This window comes from Streptomyces sp. 7N604, from assembly GCF_052245475.1.
Taxonomy (GTDB): Bacteria; Actinomycetota; Actinomycetes; order Streptomycetales; family Streptomycetaceae; genus Streptomyces.
In genome coordinates, this window is record NZ_JBQQBX010000034.1 from 30657 (window position 1) to 49321 (window position 18665).

The 18665-nt window shown below is 68.5% G+C and carries 17 protein-coding genes; 13 read left to right on the forward strand and 4 right to left on the reverse strand.

The features are described from left to right. Positions 1-52: 52 nt before the first annotated feature. Together ACTWP8_RS30985 and mqnP are read left to right on the forward strand one after the other, a co-directional pair. Positions 53-1504, forward strand: coding sequence for a menaquinone biosynthesis decarboxylase (locus tag ACTWP8_RS30985; RefSeq protein ID WP_443325400.1), 1452 nt, complete (start codon positions 53-55; stop codon positions 1502-1504). Continuing rightward, on the forward strand, positions 1501-2418 hold the full coding sequence (mqnP, locus tag ACTWP8_RS30990; RefSeq protein WP_443325401.1) for a menaquinone biosynthesis prenyltransferase MqnP: 918 nt from the start codon (positions 1501-1503) through the stop codon (positions 2416-2418). Before ACTWP8_RS30985 ends, mqnP begins: the two co-directional genes overlap by 4 nt. Positions 2419-2505: 87 nt before the next feature. Here the strand turns inward: mqnP and ACTWP8_RS30995 are convergent, their stop codons facing one another. Next, entirely contained in the window at positions 2506-3219 is a 714-nt protein-coding gene (locus tag ACTWP8_RS30995) for a rhomboid family intramembrane serine protease (RefSeq protein WP_443325402.1), read from the reverse strand. Between the two features lie 84 nt (positions 3220-3303). Here ACTWP8_RS30995 and ACTWP8_RS31000 point away from each other — a divergent pair, with 84 nt between their 5' ends. The 10 genes from ACTWP8_RS31000 (at position 3304) to ACTWP8_RS31045 (ending at position 13375) form a co-directional block, all read left to right on the forward strand. Continuing rightward, positions 3304-4044, forward strand: coding sequence for a UbiX family flavin prenyltransferase (locus ACTWP8_RS31000; protein WP_443325403.1), 741 nt, complete (start codon positions 3304-3306; stop codon positions 4042-4044). 134 nt (positions 4045-4178) lie between these two features. Next, positions 4179-4634, forward strand: a complete 456-nt coding sequence (locus tag ACTWP8_RS31005; protein WP_443325404.1) for an Lrp/AsnC family transcriptional regulator — start codon at positions 4179-4181, stop codon at positions 4632-4634. A gap of 99 nt (positions 4635-4733) precedes the next feature. Then, the gene (gene mqnE, locus ACTWP8_RS31010) at positions 4734-5897 is read left to right on the forward strand and encodes an aminofutalosine synthase MqnE (protein WP_443325405.1); all 1164 of its coding nucleotides are present in this window, start codon (positions 4734-4736) and stop codon (positions 5895-5897) included. Between the two features lie 128 nt (positions 5898-6025). Next, on the forward strand, positions 6026-6745 hold the full coding sequence (locus ACTWP8_RS31015) for a UdgX family uracil-DNA binding protein (RefSeq protein ID WP_443325406.1): 720 nt from the start codon (positions 6026-6028) through the stop codon (positions 6743-6745). A 19-nt stretch (positions 6746-6764) separates the two neighbouring features. Then, entirely contained in the window at positions 6765-7289 is a 525-nt protein-coding gene (locus ACTWP8_RS31020) for a GNAT family N-acetyltransferase (protein WP_443325407.1), read from the forward strand. Between the two features lie 111 nt (positions 7290-7400). After that, a complete protein-coding gene (locus ACTWP8_RS31025; protein ID WP_443325408.1) occupies positions 7401-7718 on the forward strand; it encodes a DUF4229 domain-containing protein in 318 nt (105 codons plus the stop codon). Positions 7719-8128: 410 nt separating this feature from the next. Continuing rightward, positions 8129-9466 carry a dicarboxylate/amino acid:cation symporter gene (locus ACTWP8_RS31030; RefSeq protein ID WP_443325409.1) on the forward strand — a complete coding sequence of 446 codons (1338 nt, stop codon included), beginning with the start codon at positions 8129-8131 and terminating at the stop codon, positions 9464-9466. A 489-nt stretch (positions 9467-9955) separates the two neighbouring features. After that, on the forward strand, positions 9956-12013 hold the full coding sequence (locus tag ACTWP8_RS31035) for a restriction endonuclease (protein WP_443325410.1): 2058 nt from the start codon (positions 9956-9958) through the stop codon (positions 12011-12013). Between the two features lie 40 nt (positions 12014-12053). Then, positions 12054-12338 (forward strand): hypothetical protein, encoded by a 285-nt coding sequence (locus tag ACTWP8_RS31040; protein ID WP_443325411.1) that lies wholly within the window; start codon positions 12054-12056, stop codon positions 12336-12338. 515 nt (positions 12339-12853) lie between these two features. Next, positions 12854-13375 carry an RICIN domain-containing protein gene (locus ACTWP8_RS31045; protein WP_443325412.1) on the forward strand — a complete coding sequence of 174 codons (522 nt, stop codon included), beginning with the start codon at positions 12854-12856 and terminating at the stop codon, positions 13373-13375. A 266-nt stretch (positions 13376-13641) separates the two neighbouring features. Here ACTWP8_RS31045 and ACTWP8_RS31050 read toward each other — a convergent pair whose 3' ends face one another. From ACTWP8_RS31050 to ACTWP8_RS31060, 3 genes are all read right to left on the reverse strand, one after another. Continuing rightward, entirely contained in the window at positions 13642-13872 is a 231-nt protein-coding gene (locus ACTWP8_RS31050; RefSeq protein WP_443325413.1) for a hypothetical protein, read from the reverse strand. 60 nt (positions 13873-13932) lie between these two features. After that, a complete protein-coding gene (locus ACTWP8_RS31055; protein ID WP_443325414.1) occupies positions 13933-15330 on the reverse strand; it encodes a hypothetical protein in 1398 nt (465 codons plus the stop codon). A 445-nt stretch (positions 15331-15775) separates the two neighbouring features. Next, the gene (locus ACTWP8_RS31060) at positions 15776-16564 is read right to left on the reverse strand and encodes a hypothetical protein (RefSeq protein ID WP_443325415.1); all 789 of its coding nucleotides are present in this window, start codon (positions 16562-16564) and stop codon (positions 15776-15778) included. A 1038-nt stretch (positions 16565-17602) separates the two neighbouring features. Here ACTWP8_RS31060 and ACTWP8_RS31065 point away from each other — a divergent pair. Beyond that, on the forward strand, positions 17603-18400 hold the full coding sequence (locus tag ACTWP8_RS31065) for a TetR/AcrR family transcriptional regulator (protein ID WP_443325416.1): 798 nt from the start codon (positions 17603-17605) through the stop codon (positions 18398-18400). Positions 18401-18665: the final 265 nt, after the last annotated feature.

Genomic DNA, 18665 nt, shown 5'->3' on the forward strand with positions numbered 1-18665 from the left:
GGTAGGGCCCCGGTGGCGCGTTCCGGGTAGGAGGTGGCGGATACTGGGGCGTATGGCTTACGACGATCTTCGCTCGCTCCTGAGGGCGCTGGAGCGCGACGGCGACCTCAAGCGCATCAAGGCCGAAGTCGACCCGTACCTGGAGGTCGGTGAGATCGTCGACCGGGTGAACAAGGCGGGCGGGCCCGCGCTGCTCTTCGAGAACGTCAAGGGCTCCGCGATGCCGCTGGCCATGAACGTCTTCGGGACCGACCGCCGCCTCCTCAAGGCGCTCGGGCTGGGGTCCTACGACGAGATCAGCGGGAAGATCGGCGGGCTGCTGAAGCCGGAGCTGCCGCACGGCTTCACCGGGATGCGCGAGGCCTTCGGCAAACTCGGCACCATGGCGCACGTGCCGCCGAAGAAGGTGAAGGACGCCCCCGTCCAGGAAGTCGTCCTGACGGGCGAGGACGTCGACCTCGGCAAGCTCCCGGCCCTGTTCACCTGGCCCGAGGACGGCGGGTCCTTCTTCAATCTCGGGCTCACGCACACCAAGGACCCGGAGTCGGGGGTCCGGAACCTCGGCCTCTACCGCCTGCAGCGGCATGACCGCCGCACCATCGGCATGCATTGGCAGATCCACAAGGACAGCCGCAATCACTACCAGGTGGCGGCGCGGCGCGGCGAGAAACTGCCGGTCGCCATCGCCTTCGGCTGCCCGCCCGCCGTGACATACGCGTCGACGGCACCGCTGCCCGGCGACATCGACGAGTACCTCTTCGCCGGGTTCGTGCAGGGCAAGCGGGTCGAGATGGTGGACTGCAGGACGGTGCCGCTCCAGGTGCCGGCGCAGGCGGAGGTCGTCCTCGAGGGCTGGTTGGAGCCCGGAAAGATGCTGCCCGAGGGCCCGTTCGGGGACCACACCGGCTTCTACACGCCGCAGGAGGACTTCCCGGCGCTGACCATCGACTGTGTGACGATGCGTCGGCGGCCGCTGCTGCAGTCGATCGTGGTCGGCCGGCCACCGACCGAGGACGGGCCGCTGGGGCGGGCGACCGAGCGCTTCTTCCTCCCCCTGCTCAAGATCATCGTGCCGGACATCGTGGACTACCACCTGCCCGAGGCGGGCGGTTTCCACAACTGCGCGATCGTCTCGATCGACAAGAGGTACCCGAAGCACGCGCAGAAGGTCATGCACGCCATCTGGGGCGCGCACATGATGTCGCTGACCAAGTTGATCGTGGTGGTCGACTCCGACTGCGATGTGCACGATCTGCACGAGGTCGCCTGGCGCGCGCTCGGGAACACCGACTACGCCCGTGACCTGACGGTCGTCGAGGGCCCGGTCGACCACCTCGACCACGCCTCGTACCAGCAGTTCTGGGGCGGCAAGGCGGGCATCGACGCGACGCGGAAGCTGCCCGAGGAGGGCTACACGCGGGACGGCGGCTGGCCGGAGATGGTCCAGTCCGACCCGGATACGGCGGCGAAGGTCGACCGCCGCTGGAAGGAGTACGGCCTGTGAGCGCTGCAGAAGGTGTCCTCGGGCCGGGGCCCGCACCGGCGGGGAGCAAGATCCGGGCCTTCCTTCGTCTCGTGATGATCGAGCACTCGGTCTTCGCGCTGCCCTTCGCCTACATCGCCTCGCTCACCGCGATGTTGCTCGACGACGGGGACGTCCACTGGTGGCAGCTCTTCCTGGTCACCGTCGCGATGGTGGGCCTGCGCACCTTCGCCATGGCCTGCAACCGGATCATCGACCGCGAGATCGACGCCCGAAATCCGCGCACCGCGAGCCGCGAGCTGGTCACCGGCGCGATGTCCGTACGGTCCGCGTGGACCGGCGCGCTCATCGCCGTCGTCCTCTTCCTGGGCGCGGCGGCCCTGCTGAACCCGCTGTGCCTGGCCCTGGCCCCGGTCGCCGTCATCCCGATGGTGGTCTATCCGTACGGGAAGCGGTTCACCAACTACCCGCACGCGATCCTCGGTCTGGCGCAGGCCATGGGCCCGGTCGGCGCGTGGATCGCGGTCACCGGGGCGTGGTCGTGGGACGCGGTGATCCTCGGCCTCGCCGTCGGCATCTGGATCGGCGGCTTCGACCTGATCTTCGCCTGCCAGGACGTACAGGCCGACCGCGCGCACGGGGTGCTGTCGGTCCCGGCCCGGTTCGGGGTCCCGGCCGCGCTGTACGGCGCCCGGGCCTGCCACGTCCTGACCACCGCGCTGCTGGTCTGGTACGGGGCCGTGACCGGGGCCGGGACGTTCTTCTGGACCGGCCTTGTGGTCGTCGCCGTTGCCTTCCTCTACGAGCACACGATCGTCAAGCCGCACGACCTGTCCAGGCTGAACCGGGCCTTCTTCACGGTCAACGGTTTCATCGGCATCGCGCTGTTCCTGTGCGCGCTGCTCGATCTGCTGGTCCGCGGCCTCAACGTGTGAGCTCAACGTGTGCGCTGAGCGCGTGAGCTCAGCTGGGAGCTCAACGTGTGAGGTCAACGTGTGAGCTCAGGGGTGTGAGGACCCGCCTCAGCGTATGGGCGCCTTCGGTCGCTGTTCGCGGAACAGGAACGCCGCCAGCACGCCGCCGAGCAGTCCGAACAGGTGGCCCTGCCAGCTGATCCCGCTCCCGGCCCCGGTCGGCAGCGCGCCCCACAGGATCGACCCGTAGAGGACCGCCACGACCAGGCCTATCCCGACCCAGGTCGGCCGACGGTCGACGAAGCCGCGCACCAGCAGATAGCCGAAGAGCCCGAACACGACGCCCGACGCCCCTGCGGTGACGGATCCGGCGGGCGCGAACATCCAGACTCCCAGGCCGCTCGCCAGGATGATCACCGCCACCACTCCCACGAAGCGGCGGATGCCGCTGACGGCGGCGATGAAGCCGAGGATCAGCAGCGGCACCGTGTTCGCCATCACGTGCTCGAATCCGAAGTGGAGGAAAGCGGCGGGCACGATGTCCCGCACCTCGCCGGCCTGGCGCGGGGTGATGCCGTAGGGGTCCAGGGCGTGTCCGCTCGCCACGTCCACCGACTCCAGCAGCCAGAGCAGCGCCGCCCACGCGAGCACGAGCAGGGCCGCGGCCCTGGCGCGCGCCCCGCGCCCCGGCGCGGCGGGCCGGTTCCCCTCCGGACCCGCCCCGTACGGCGACCGCCCGTACCCGTACGGCCCGGGACCGAAGCGCCCGGAGCCGTACGAACCAGGCTCGGACGACCCGTAACCAGAAGGTCCGTACACCATCGGAAGCCCCCTTTCCTCCACCCCTTCCAACGCCCGGGACGGCCGCCCGGGTTCCTCGCCCGTGCCTCCGGATAGGCTCGATCCGTGGAGCCGCCGCATTCGACACCGCAGCCGAGACCGAACGATCACACCGGCACCGGGCAGCGCCGACCGTGGGTGGTCGGGGTGTCCGGCGCATCCGGCACCCCGTACGCCGCGGCGGTGCTGCGTGCCCTGCTGCACGCGGGCGAGGCGGTGGACCTGGTGGTCAGCCGGGCGTCCCGGCTCACTCTCCTGGACGAGACCGGCATCGCTTTCCGCGACGCGCACTGGCGCGAGGACCTGCGCCGCTGGCTGGCGCGGGGCGCGGACGGCACGCCGGACCGGTTCGAGGCCGCGCTGCCCGACCTGCCGGCCCTGCCCGAGCAGTCGGACGTACGGCACTGGGCGGCCGGTGACCTGGCCGCCGGTCCGTCCTCGGGCTCGTACCCGGTCAAGGGAATGCTGATCGTCCCCGCGAGCACGGCCTGCGTGGCCGGGGTGGCGCTCGGCCTGTCGAAGGACCTGCTGCAGCGGGCGGCGAGCGTGACGCTCAAGGAGCGGCGCAGGCTCGTGGTCGCGGTGCGGGAGACGCCGCTGAGCGGGCAGACCCTGAAGCACCTGGTGGCGCTGGACGAGGCGGGCGCGGTGGTGCTGCCGGCCTCCCCGGCGTTCTACGCGGGCGCGACGGACATCCAGGATCTGGTGGACTTCGTGGCCGGCCGGGTGCTGGACGCAGCGGGGGTGCCGCACAAGCTGTACCGCCGCTGGGAGGGGGCGATCGGGGGCTCCCGGGGGGAGGACTAGCGGCGCGGGACGGCGGGCGCGCGTGCGCTCCCACGCCTTGGATCCTTAGGTCGATTCGCAGGCAGCTCAACCCTGCGTACCTTAGATTCTTTATATTGACGCTCGACATTGTGAACAATGGAAGGCTCCAGGTAATGGACGCGGTTGACAGGCAGCTCATCCAGGCACTCCGGGAGAACGGCAGGGCCTCGTACGCCGAGCTCGGACGGCTCGTCGGGCTCTCCGGGCCCAGCGTCACGGACCGGATCAACCGCCTGGAGGCGGCCGGTGTGATCACCGGCTATCGCGCGACCGTCAACGCCGCCTCGCTCGGCCTCGGCGTGACCGCGCTCATCGGCATCTCGCTCTCCGACGCCACCGATCACGAAGACGTGGCGCGCCGGCTCCGCGACCTCGAGGAGATCGAGGACTGCTGGTTCATCGCGGGCGACGACTCGTACATGCTCAAGGTCAGGGTCAGCGACGTGGACGGCCTGGAGAAGACGATCCGGCGGCTGTCCGGCACCAAGGGCGTCTCCCGCACGCGTACGACGATCGTGCTCTCCACCAAGTGGGAGAACCGGGTCGGCGAGCTGCCCGAGAGCGCGTAGCAGTCGCGGTAGCGACTGCGTATGGGGGCACCTCCCGGCCGAAGGCTGGGGGAGTACGGTGTTTGGAGCTCGGTTGGCAGACGTATAGGAGGCGGCTCCATGGACGCGGGGCTCAAGCGCGAGCTGGAGGAGAAGGTCCACGCGGGGGAGCGGCTGACCCGCGAGGACGGCATCGCCCTCTACGAGTCCGACGACCTCGCCTGGCTGGGCGGCCTCGCCCACGAGGTGCGGACGCGGAAGAACGGCGACGTCGTCCACTTCAACGTCAACCGTCACCTCAACATGACGAACGTGTGCACCGCGTCCTGCGCCTACTGCTCCTTCCAGCGCAAGCCGGGCGAGAAGGACGCGTACACGATGCGCATCGAGGAGGCCGTCCGTCTCGCCAAGTCGATGGAGAACGAGAACCTCACCGAGCTGCACATCGTCAACGGCCTTCACCCGACGCTGCCCTGGCGCTATTACCCGCGCTCGCTCAAGGCCCTCAAGGAAGCCCTCCCGCAGGTCTCCCTGAAGGCCTTCACCGCGACCGAGATCCACCACTTCGAGACGATCTCCGGGCTGAGCGCGAGCGAGATCCTCGACGAGCTGATCGACGCCGGTCTGGAGTCGCTGACCGGCGGCGGCGCCGAGATCTTCGACTGGGAGGTGCGGCAGCACATCGTCGACCACCGCACCCACTGGGAGGACTGGTCGCGCATCCACCGGCTCGCGCACGAGAAGGGCCTCAAGACCCCGAGCACGATGCTGTACGGGCACATCGAGGAGCCGCGGCACCGCGTGGACCACGTGCTGCGGCTGCGCGAGCTGCAGGACGAGACCGGCGGCTTCCAGGTCTTCATCCCGCTGCGCTACCAGCACGACTTCGTGGACATGAAGGACGGCAAGATCCGCAACCGCCTCCAGGCCCGTACGACCATGGCGACCGGCGCGGAAGCGCTGAAGACCTTCGCGGTCTCCCGGCTGCTCTTCGACAACATCCGGCACGTCAAGGTCTTCTGGGTGATGCACGGGGTGCAGACGGCGCAGCTGGCGCTGCAGCACGGCGCGGACGACATGGACGGGTCGGTCGTCGAGTACAAGATCACGCACGACGCGGACAACTTCGGGACGCCGGACAAGCTGACCCGGGAGGATCTGCTCGACCTGATCCGGGACGCGGGGTTCCAGCCGGTCGAGCGGAACACGCGGTACGAGGTGATCCGCGAGTACCCGGGGCCGGACCCGGACCGGCGCGAGTCCCCGCAGCCGATGCGGGTCTGAGGGGCGTAGGGGGCTGACGGCCTACCGGTCGGAGAGGCGTACGGGGCTCGAAGCCGTGCGGATCTGAGGGGCGTACGTCTGAGGGGGCGTACGGGTCTGAGTTCTGCCGACGCGGGTACCCGGGGCGCATGACCAGCGCGAACGGACCCGGTCACGGTCCAGGCTCCGGCCCCGGCCCCGAGGACGCGTACACCGCCGACCCCTTCGTCCCCGGCGGCGCGGATCTGGCCGCGCTCCGGGAGGCCGCCGCCGGCTGCCGTGGCTGTCCGCTGCACCGCAACGCGAGCCAGACCGTGTTCGGCCAGGGCGACGCGGACGCCCGCGTGGTCCTGGTCGGCGAGCAGCCGGGCGACCAGGAGGACCGGAAGGGCCTGCCCTTCGTCGGGCCCGCCGGGAGGGTGCTGACGCAGGCGCTCGACGAGGCCGGGATCGATCCCGGCGAGACGTACATCACGAACGCCGTCAAGCACTTCAAATTCGATTACGTCCCCGAGCGCGGCAAGCGGCGCATTCACAAGACGCCGAGCCTGCGCGAGCTGTCCGCCTGCAAGCCCTGGCTGGCTGCCGAGCTGCAGCTGATCGACCCCGAGGTGGTCGTGGCGCTCGGCGCCACGGCGGGGAAGGCGCTGCTCGGCCCGTCGTTCCGGGTGACCAAGCAGCGCGGGATGCTGCTGCCGTGCCCGCTGCTAGACGGCGGGAAGGGGGAGGAGGGCAAGGAGGGCGAGGAGCGGGGCGAGTGCCTGGTGGCCACCATCCACCCCTCCGCCGTACTGCGCGCGGACGACCGGGAGGCGGTGTACCAGGGCCTGGTGTCCGACCTGCGGATAGCCGCCCAGGCGCTCCGCTGATCCATTTATCGTCGAGGGCATGCCGCTGTCCTTCGACCTGGACCCCGCCATAACCCCCGAGCTGCGCGACGGCCTCTGCCGACTCTGGGCGGACGTCTCGAACGCGGGGGGTGCCGTCGGATTCGTACCGCCGGTGACCGCCGACGACATCCGGCCCGAGCTGGTCAAGCACCTCGCGGCCATGGCGGAGGACCGTACGAGGCTGCTGGTCGGGCGCGATGGGGACGGTCGGGTCGCGGCGACCGTCTTCTTCACCTTCAACACGCACCGGTTGATGCGCCACTGGTGCTGGCTGTACACCGTGATGGTCCACCCCTCGCACCACGGCAAGGGATACGGGCGTGAGCTGATGGCCGCCGCGGAGGACGCGGCCCGTGGGATGGACGGCATCGACGGAATCCGGCTGACGTGCCGGGGCGGCCTCGGTCTGGAGCGGTTCTACGGGGCGTGCGGCTACAGGGAGGTCGGGCGGGTGCCCGGCGCGATCAAGGTTGCGGACGACGACTTCCGCGACGACATCACCATGTGGCTCCCGATCAATTGATCCAAAATAGGACGTGCTTCACTGGATGCGGCAGAAGTAGCCGCCGGAGAAGAAGCCAGAGACGTTCAGAGAAGCAGAGAAACAGAGAAGCCAGAGATGAAGGTCGGGCCCGTGAGCAGCACCACCACCAGCAGAAGCAGCACCAGTAGTGGCAAGCAGCGCGCGACTCTCCGCTACACCGCGATGCGCCTCGGCATCTTCGCGGGCTGCTTCCTCGTCGTCTGGGGCCTGACCCGTCTGCGCGTCCTGCCCGCCGGACTCGGCGACTCCAACCTCATGTGGGTGCTGCTGCTCGCGCTGGTCCTGTCCGCTCCGCTGAGCTGGGTGCTGCTGCGGAAGCAGCGCGACGCCATGTCCGAGCAGATCGTGGAGAAGGTGGACCGCGCGAAGGAGCGGCTGGCGGCGAATCAGGCGCAGGAAGACGCGTGACGAGCGGCGGGGCGCGTGTGGCGGGTTAAGGATTACGGGTTACGAGTAACGCTCGTCACGCACCTCTGACGCCCCATGGTGGAGCAGCCGCTCCGCCGTGGGGTGTTGACGTATCGGCGGACCTGTGACCCAAAGCGGAGCTTTGAAGGTCTCAAAGTTCAAATGTTAACGTGTTTGGCATGACGACAGCAGCCGCGCACCGCCACGCCATGACGCGTCCGCTCATGGCGCGCCTGCCCGTCGTGTTCTGCCGCTGCAACTGCTGCGTGTCCGCGGCCTGTTGCCGCCGCAGCTGAGCGGCATAGCATCGGCGCTGCCGTCCGTACGTACCAACACGGCCGCCGCACCCCGTTCCCGTAACCCCGTAACCCCGTATCCCCGTATGCCTTCCCCCCTGCCGGAGTGTGTCCGTGTCCACCCCCCAAGCCCCCGCGAAGAAGCCGTCCGGCTTCCTGATACCGACGGTTCCGTTCTGGGCCCAGATTCTTCTGGGCCTTGTCCTTGGCGTTCTGCTGGGCTGGGTCGCCCGCAGCGGTGACGTCAGCTGGCTGGTCACGACCCTCGACAAGATCGGCTCGATCTTCGTCCAGCTGCTGAAGCTTGCCGTCGCGCCACTCGTCTTCTTCGCGATCCTGGTGTCGATCACCAACCTGCGGAAGGTCAACAACGCCGCCCGGCTGGCCGGGCGTACGCTGCTGTGGTTTATGATCACTTCGCTGATCGCCGTCGCCATCGGCCTGGCGCTCGGCCTGATCACCAACCCCGGCACGGGCACCGGCCTCACCGCGAAGGACGGCGCCAAGCCCGAGGAGGCGGGCTCCTGGCTCGACTTCCTGACCGGCATCGTGCCGACGGACGTCATCACGCCGTTCACCGAGCTCAACGTGCTGCAGATCGTCTTCATGGCGGTCGTCGCGGGCATCGCGGCGCTGCAGCTCGGCGAGAAGGCCGAGCCGATCCTCAATCTCAGCCAGACGGTGCTCGAGCTGCTGCAGAAGGCCCTCTGGTGGGTCATCCGCCTCGCCCCGCTCGGCACCCTCGGCCTCATCGGCTACGCCATCGCCACGTACGGCTGGGAGCTGATCGGTAAGTACGCGACCTTCACGGCGGATGTCTACATCGGCTGCGCGCTGGTCATGTTCGGCGTCTACCCGCTGCTGCTGGCCACGGTCGCCAAGGTCAACCCGCTGCAGTTCTTCCGCGGCGCCTGGCCCGCGATCCAGCTGGCGTTCGTGTCGCGGTCGTCGGTGGGCACGATGCCGGTCACGCAGCGCGTCACCGAGCGGCTCGGGGTGCCGCGCGAGTACGCCTCCTTCGCCGTGCCGTTCGGCGCCACGACGAAGATGGACGGCTGCGCGGCCATCTACCCGGCGCTCGCCGCGATCTTCATCGCCGAGATCTTCGGCGTGAACCTGGGCGTTGGCGACTACCTGCTCATCGTCTTCGTCTCGGTTATCGGCTCGGCGGCGACGGCGGGTCTGACGGGCGCGACGGTGATGCTGACCCTGACCCTGTCGACCCTGGGCCTCCCGCTGGAGGGCGTCGGCCTGCTCCTGGCGATCGACCCGGTCCTGGACATGATGCGGACGGCGACCAACGTGGCCGGTCAAGTTGTATGCCCGTTGCTGGTCTCCGGACGTGAGGGCATCCTCGACCGCGAGCGGTACGGCTCTGCGACCGCCTCGCCGGTTGATGGTTACGACGCGACTGGGGCCGAGCAAAAGGTGACTGTCCCGGCTAGCGCATAGATGACGTTGAAACCGAAGCGCCCCGGGTTCTGGCCGATCCGGGGCGCTTGCGCATCGCTTACGCCCTGGGCGGGGACGCGTGAGGCGGAGGTAGCCGCTGCGCTGGCTGCTGTCGATGCTCCGAGCCGACGGCAGCCCGGTGTGCGGGTCACCGTGCCTCGAACGCCCCTGCCGGGCTCTGAAGCTCCTCGAGCACCACTCCGGGATTGAGTTGGGTCTGAGGGTGTGGATCGATGTGGCCCTGGCCGGTCGGGGACCACCCTGATCACCACGGGGCCCCGGTTCCTTGGGTTGCTGGAGGTACTGCAGAGCCATGGCTTCTGGTGTGCGCCTTAACTGTCTGGCCTGCGGGGACAGTCGAGGCGATGTGCCTTTGGCAACTTGATGGGCCAGGCGGTTGTTGCTGTATAAAGTTGTTTCGTTACTGCTGGTTGTGGGGGCAATCAGCGTTCGGCGGACGGTGCCGACGTCCGGGGGAGGGCCTAGCGCATGAGTCGTCGCTCTAGTGGTTTGGTCGGGGTCTGGGCTGAGGTGCAGCGCCAGCAGCAGCGCCAGATGGAGGCTCAGTCCAGACAGCGAAGGGAGCAGGAGCGACAAGCGCGTGCCCACCAACGCCAGGCGCTTCGAAGCCACCGGGAGTATCGGCAGGCCGAGGTCAGGCGGCGGACCGAGGAACTCGAAGCGCGGGTCGCGTCACTACAGGGATTGCTGGCTGCTGGCTGCCGAGCCCCGGCATTCAGAGCCGCCGCGCTCATCCGTTCCGAGGAGGTTGAGCCTTTCTCGCCGGGACCAATGGGGGTCCCTGTGCCTATGCCGGATCCGAATCACTACCAAGCGCAGGGTGGCTGGACTGCGAGTCGGCGAGCACAAGCGCAGAGCGAAGCACGTGCGCGGTTCGAACGCGACTGGCATGCGGCGCAGGCCGCGGAAGCTCAACGACAGCAACAGCTGGCGGCGTCCCAACGGGAGTACGAGCAGTGGGCCGAAGCTCAACGGTCGGAGGTGCGTCGGCACAACGTCGGCATCGCTGAGGTGACCGCGGGAGTCAGCCGGGGGGACGTCGAAGCGGTCGTCGAGTACTTTTCTGCGGCTCTCTACTCCTCAACGGCGTGGCCGGAAGGTCTCCCGCGACAGCTCTCCGCTGCCTACGACTCGGCAGCGCGGCAGTTGGTGCTCGACTGGGAGCTACCCGGGTACGACATCACTCCCGCAGCGAAGTCGGTGCGTTACATGCCCAATCTCGATCAGGACAAGGAGACTCCCCGTCCAGCGGGCCAGCGTCGAGCGCTGTACCGGGATGTACTCGCGCAATGCGTTCTGCTGGTGTTGCACGAACTCTTCGCAGCGGACGAGTACCGGGCACTTGATTCCGTGGCGTTGAACGGATTTGTGGACGACCACGATCCGGCGACCGGAAGGCAGGCACATATCTTCCTGGCCACCGTTATGGCTCCTAGGTCCATGTTCACCGAGCTGAGTCTGGAACAGGTGGACGCCGTCAGCTGCTTGGTCGATGGGCTTCGGGGTCAGCTGTCGTCCCGGCCTGACCAGCGCGCTCCCGTACGGCCGAGTCGAAGGCCTCGGGACGTCGGAAACCACGTCGTCAGTCATGGCGGCGACGAGGAACCGAATCTGTACGAAATGGATCCCATCGCGTTCGAGTCACTTGTGGCGGATCTCTTCCGTGCCATGGGGATGCAGGCGGTGACGACCCAGCGCTCCAATGACGGTGGCGTCGACGTCGACGCATTAGATCCGACTCCCATCCGGGGCGGCAAGATCGTGGTGCAGGTGAAGCGCTACCGCAACACCGTGCCTCCGACAGCGGTGCGTGACCTGTACGGCACTGTTCAGGACGTCGGCGCTAACAAGGGCGTCCTGGTCACAACATCAGGCTTCGGTCCGGGCGCGCATACCTTCGCCAACGGCAAGCCCTTGGAACTCGTCTCGGGCAGCGAACTCGTCGACCTGCTGCATCGGCATGGGCTTCGTGGACGCCTGGGGGAGGGCGACCGCACAGCTCCCGCGCCGGCGACACCGTCGAGTGCCACGGCCCAACCCGATGACTTCAACGTGCTGGGCATGTCTTGGTCCGGCAATGTCGCCTTGGACGTATGCGCGCTCGTCTGCATCGGCAACCGAGTCCTGAGCGACGACCACTTCGTCTTCTTCAACAATCCTCAGACATCGGACGGCTCTGTACGCGCGGTGACCGCCACCCCGCCGGACAAGGCTGCTATCAGTGTTTCCTTCGAGGCGCTGCCGGAAAGAGCTGATCGATTCGTCCTCGTCGCGGCAGTGGACCCAGAAGTGAATCCGGATGCTGATCTGTCCGGGTTTACCGATGCCTGCATCCGGTTGCTGGACCCTTCGATGACAGAGCTTGGCCTGCTTGAGGTCTCCGACGGTCGCCCTCGCGAGACTGCCTTGGTCCTCGGCTCGTTCCGGCGTCGGGCCAACGGCGACTGGGATTTCGTACTCGGAGGCAAGGGCTACACGGGCGGTTTGGTGCAACTCGTCCAGGAGTACGGCATCGAAGTGGAGTAGTCCAACGGCGCATCGAGTGCGGTATCTGTCAGTAGGGAAGGTGGACACCTGGCCCGGAACTGAAAGGCCGCCGACCCCCAGCCACAACGGCTACGCCACAGACGGCGGAACGTCGGCCTCGTCGGTGCTCTGGGCCGCCGCTGCGTGGGCGGGCGGCGGGCGCCCGGACGGGACCGGCCGCCAGGCCGCATGCCGGGCCGGGGCGGCCCAGCCGCCCGGCGCGCCGCAAGGCGTGGCCGCGCTCCCGCCGCGCCCCCGTCTCTTCTCCGCAGCGAGCAGCGGTGGCTACCTGTCCTGGGCCCTCCGTGCCCTCCGCTTCCGGTAATACCGACGCCCGGTCCGCGCAGGGCGCACGCGGTATGGAAGGGGCTGGGCGACATGCGCTTCAAGTGCCAGTTTAAAACGGGCTAATACGCCTGATTGCATGAAAGGCCATCCGAAAAAATGGCGAATCATTGCGGCGTCGCTACCTTCACTGGTGGGGCCACCTGTTTCGCGCAGGGTTGACCGGCTCCACGCCGACTTCGCCTTTTCGGGGAGGGGGGCCATGGCTGCAATCACCAAGATGGGGGCGTATGTCTGCACCGCCGACGTCGGTGGGGGCACTGACGGTTACGTCCATCTCGGCATCGGTGGCCGTGAGTTCAACCTACCTGCGCCTCGAGCCGTCCGGTGTTCTCCCGACTGGCTCCTGGAACGGGCGATCGTCGCGGTCAACCCCGGCCAGGACAGCCAGACCATGTGCGACCTGGCTCGGCACCAACCGCAGCAAGGTCCTCTACCTCGAGCCGGTCTGAGGGCCAGTCAGCACACTGCAGCCCACTTCGGAGAGGAATTCCTATGCGTCGCATCCTGACGCGGCTCGCCCTTGTCCTCGGCCTGCTCGGCACGCTGCTCGGCGGAGCGGCAACCGCCACCACGGCCAACGCGCAGGGCCCGATCACCCACATCGTCAACATCAAGACCGGCGGCAGCCTGCTGCCGCACAACTATGGCGACGGCTTCCAGGACGGCTGGGTGCACTACGTCTGGGACCGCGGTTCCACGCTCGGCGCCGACCAATGGGAGTTCGAGCAGCTCTACGGCTCCGTCTACATCATCCGCAACACCAAGACCGGCATGTGCCTCAAGCCGGGTGCTCCCTGGTTTAACAAGCCGATGGTGACCGAGGGAACCTGCGGCACCGATCTCCAGTTCCAGTGGCAGTTGACCCAGCGGCCCTTCGACGGCGCGTACAAGATCTCCAGCCTTTCCGCGCACCAGATCATGACCCCGTACTACGGCAACACCCTGGGTGAGGTCGTCGTCCTGGAACCGGACAGCAACGTCGAGAAGGTCTGGTGGTCCATCGACAACCTGTGACCGGCCGCCTGCTGCCGCCCGGTCCCCCGCGCGATTCCCGGCCCGGCCGCGCAGCCACGACAGCCCCTGCCCTCCTCCTCAGGGCAGGGGCTGCTCCCTGTGATATAGCGCCGCACGTCCGGAGCCGGTGCGCGCCCCGCTAGGCCGCGTCCAGCCGATTGCCTGATTGGATCGACGACGACCGCGAGCCGGTCCCGGCGGCGGCAGCCGCGTGACGGCGCCGGGCCGGTCACGACAGCACGGCGCCCCTGATCCTCGACCGAGGATCAGGGGCGCCGCGGTGTGTCCGTCGGCCAGTGGGTCGGACCGCCGCCGCGCCACAGGATCAGCAGCGGATCGTCGAGCCTGACCTCATCCGGATCCAGGCCGGCCTTGCGCAGCAACTCGATCACGTCCCGCGGCCCATAGGCCACGCCAAGGATCGTCCCGTCGACGCGTACCCGGCGGCCACCGCTCGGCGAAGGCGGTTGGACGACGACGCGCGGATCTTCGGCCATACCTCCAGCGTGCGCGGCATCCGCCCGGGACGCATCCGCTCCGACCTGCCCTCTCGAGGCTCAGCCCCTCAGGCGGGCGTTGTATTTTTCGAAGATCCGGTACAGGTCCAGGGCCCGGCGCCCGTACTCTGCGGCCTCGTCGCCTTCGCCGTTGTAGCGGGCGAGAACATCCCTGGTCTCGTCGTCGCTGAACCGGAGTCGGTCGGGGTTCTTGACGCCGATCAGATGCGCGCTGTGGATATGCACCAGGGGCACGGTGCTGACGTTGTAGCGCTCATCCCTGAAGAGCCTCTGCCAGACATCCCACACGACGTGCCAGTCGTCGATGTTCAGCGGCGGTTCGGGAATCAGTCCCAGGCCGATGGCGTGGTTGCGGGCGCGGATGGCGGTCTTCGCGAAGATCTTGGCTACCCCCGTGGAGGCGTCCTCCTTGGGGTACGGGGCCGGCGGCGGCTCCCCGACGGGAATCTCCTCCCACTCCTTGTACGCGTAGTAGGCCATGACCAGACCATTCCCGATGGGGTCGCCCCAACCGCCGCGGTACTCCCAGAAGATGACGGTCTGGATGAGTGACTTCCGTATGCGGAAGGTCTGGCTGAGACCGGTGATCAGCGCGTCGTGCTCCATGACTTTGCCGAATGATTCACTCGAGCTGCGACGGCCGCCGGGTTCCGGCATTCCGGGGGGCAGGACGAACTCATGGCCGTTGCTCAGCATGTAGGTGAGCAATTCCGCGAAAAGCGGCTTCCGCTGGGACATGTCGAACTGCACGTCGAGCCGCGGGTTGTCGGCCGGGGGCGGGGGTGGGGGCTGGGGCTGATTTCCCGGCGGGGGCTGCTCGACGGATTCCCTGGCGGACTTCAGGGTCTCCTTCGCCTCGGCCTCCCGCTGGTCGTAGCGCTCCGGGAAGGCCGAGACCTGAACCTTCTGGGCCAACTGTCCGGGTGTGAAACCGGGATTGTCGCGGTCGGCCTTGATGGCTCGCTCGAAGAACTTGTGGGTGGCGTAGTTGACGTTCATGCACTGGGCCGGTGAGCCCCAGCCCTGGCTCGGTCGCTGCTGGAAGACGCCGACCGAGTCGCGGTCGCCGTGGTTCAGGTTCTCCATGCCCGACTCGACGAGCGCCGCCTCGAATCCGGCGAGCATGGCCTTGTCGGAGACCTGGAGTTCCCTGCCGACCAGGTAGATGACCTTGGCCACCTCCGGGTCGGGGCGCCCTGTGCCCGGGCCCGGCGGAGGCCCTTGCGGCGCCGGCTGAGGCGCTCCCTGGCCGGGGGCTTTGGCGGATGGCTGCGCGGGTGGTTGAGCGGGTGCGGGCGGTGGTTCCGGCGCGCCCTTGTCCGGTGCCTTCGCGCCTGCCGCGGTCTGCGGCCGTGCGCGGTCGTCGTCACCGTCGCCGTCGAGAGCGTCGCGCACGGTGTCGGTGATGCGGTGCAGGAACCCGTCACGCTCGGGCATTGGGATACCCCTCATGTCGGCCCCGGGCCCCGGGCGGCCTGGGGAAAGCGGATCGCGGGGCACAGTGATATGCCGTCTGAATACGGCCGTTCTGAATACGGCCACACGGATCGGCGGCAGCCACTCGCTCGGCCCCGTCCCGAGGAGTGGCGCGGCCATCGAAGCTACCAAGGCATTTCCGCTGGACGGGGCGGAGATTGATCCGAGTATCGAGTCGATTGATAAGCGAAGGGCTATCGATCGAGTTTTCCGTTACGGCCCGGAGGGGGGCGCGGCGGATCGGAGCGACAGCCGGCCCCGCCGCCCGCGCCCCACACCCCGGCCCCGAACCCGGCCCGTAAGCGGGCCAGTCATACCCGCGGTTCACGACCGTCATTGACCTGGGTGGGGACTTCCGCGAGTGACGGCAGCGGCGGTCCCCGCCCTCACAATTCCTTCGAATCCCTCACGGGCCCGTTTTCCGGCGGTCGGGTAACGACCGGACGTCGTCGCCCAGGTCGGCCGCGGAGATGTCGTGTCCCCGGCCGAAGCTCTTGAGCTCTGCGGGCCCTTCGTTCCTGTCGGCCCGATACACGTAGCAGACCTCCATTTGCTGGCACTGCGGGCAGAACCGGCTGGCGACGAACGGGGACAGAGCGACAGGCCCCTTCGGGCTGAGTACGTAAAAGGTGTCGTTGGCGACCGGATCGGCCCACGTGAACGTCTGGCGTTCGAAATCGGGGTGGTCGCCCATTGCCCGATGCGCGACGACATCAAAAGTGTGTGATCTCGGCTGGTAGGCGCATGAAACGGTGAGCAGCCACGGTACGTCCTTGAGGAACTGGGCCTTCGCCAGGGCACGCTCGAGTTGATACGCGCCCTGGGCCACACGCAAGGCGGACTCGCTCTGACTCCGGGGCTTGTTGCCGTGGGCGGCACGGTTGCGCTCCTGCCGCAATGCATTGAGATCTACGACGATTCCCGGGTCGTCGGGCTTGTCCTGGAGGGCATCCCCGAGCCCCGGGACCAGGTCGGGATGGGTTTCGGTAAGGGAGCGGAGGGCGTTGAGCCATGTCGTCCACGTGCCGAAGGTCGCGCCCTTCCCGAGATAGGCGCTCCGGAGCGCCGACAAGTTGCGCTGCCCCACGCCTTCTGGAAACCCATGCCCGCCGGCATGACGCTGGGACTGACCGTGGAGCAGAGCCGCTGCGGTGACGCTGACGGTGATGGCGAGGCTCTCGGCGGCGTCGAGCATCGCCTCGTACTGGTCCCGTGGAGTGTGTGCCCCTTGCAGAGCGCGGAGGGCGCGGGCGACGGGGTGTGGCAACGTGGTCCGCGCGATATCCAGCGCTTCTGAGGAGGACGGAGACCAGTCATCGGTTTCCCTCCGGCCGGCGCGACGTGAGACGCCTCGTTCCGTCCAGGCGGGAGTTGCCTCAGGAGATGGCGGGCGCGGGGAGTTTGTCGCGGAGGCCGCTACGGGGGCGATGGGTTGAGGCTGCGTTGCTGCAGCCGCCGGCGGCGTCGTTCGCGGCCGGTCCGTCTGCGGAGTGGGCCCCGGAGAGGGTGGTGCCGCGGATGCCTCCTGGGCAGCAGGGGTCGCAGACGGCGGCGCATGAGTGAGGGGAGACCGGTGGTGATGCCTGCGCCACCGCCATCGCCTGATGAGCAACCGGAGCCAGGCCGGGAGCACGCCGAAGATGGCAGTGAAGGAGAGCACGGCCAGGAGGGTGTCCAGCCATACCGGCAGGGGGCTGGGTTCCTTGTTCGTCGGGATCGAGACAGCGGCCAGGGACCCCCACCCCACGGTCATCCAGAATGCCCAGTCCCGGTGCAGGGGGCCGTCGTACAACCGCAGCACCGTGTTGTGCCGCTTCGGCGAAGGTAACGGCGGGGGCGACGATGGGAACCTGGCGTCACGGTGCATGTACGTATGGTGCCTGGGCGGGGTGCCCGGCAACCAGGCTTGCGGTGAATTACTTGCTGATTCAAGGGCCTTGGGGTAGCTGACGTCGTCCCCGCTGCTCGCCTGGCTTCGGCCTCCCTACGCGAGCGTGGCGCCGCCACGCGGGCGTGGCGGCGTACGCCCCTTGTCCCCGCCTCTGGCGCCCTCGCGGGTGGACGCGGGAGGCCGCCGGGCGTCACGCGCGCGTGATGCGCCAAGGCTGCGAGTTCATGTCGATGTGAGGTCAAGCCCGCACGGTGACGAGTGACCTTGATCAGTTCGTGTAGGTGCCGCTCTGTCCGGCCGTAAACTTACCCACGAGTAGCAACAGGGGAGGGGCGAACGGTCTTGGGTGCCAAGCGGATGCCGCGCGCGGTGCGGGAGCAGCAGATGCTCGACGCGGCGGTGGAGACCTTCGCGCAGCGCGGCTACCGGGCCGCTTCGATGGATGAGATAGCCGAGCTGGCGGGGGTCTCGAAGCCGCTGGTCTATCTGTATCTCAACTCCAAGGAGGAGCTGTTCAACGCCTGCATCCGGCGGGAGGTGAACGCGCTGGTGAAGGCGGTACGGGATGCGGTCCGGCCGGGCGCCGGGTCGGGTGCCGGGGTGGACGGCGAGCCGGGCGCCGGGTCGGGTGCCGGCGTGGACGCAGAATCGGGCGCAACCGGGTCGGGTGCCGGCGTGGACGGCGAGCGGGATGCCTGGTCGAGCGCCGGGTCGGCGGCCGAGCAGCTGTGGAACGGATTGCGGGGCTTCTTCGCGCACACCGCCCAGCACCCCCACGGCTGGGCAGTCGTACACAGTCAGGCCCGTACGCACGGCGAGCCCTTCGCGGCCGAAGTCGCCGCGATGCGCGCGGAGATCGTCGAGTTCGTGACCCGGCTGATCGCGGCGGCGGCGCGTGAGGCGGAGTGCACAGCGCACTTCGGAGGGACATCCTCCGGGCCCCCCGACGAGCTGGCCGAGCGCGAGGTCTCTGCCCTTGCGCACGCACTCGTGGGCGCGGCCGAGTCCCTGGCCGGGTGGGCCAACGACCGTACGGACGACCGCCCGTCGGCCAAGGAGACGGCGGGGACGCTGATGAACTTCGCCTGGGCGGGCCTGGAGAACCTCATGAACGGGCGTCGCTGGTCCACTCGCTCCTGACGGTCACCTCGCCGGTGCGGCCGCTCCGCGACGGGTCCTCCCACCCACCCGCCCTTTGGAAGGGCCCCCGCCCCTTCAGCACCGGATGCCTTGACATCCGACAGCCCGACGGCGACCCGCGGCAGCGGACGCCGCTTCACTGAAGAGAACGAGACACCTGACGCCCCCGATGAAGCTGAAGCGGGGGCAGCGATCGCCCGCGCGGCTGAGATCGAGGCGTTGTACGAAGGAGGAGGGCGGGCGCGGCGAGCGAGCCCCAGGTCCT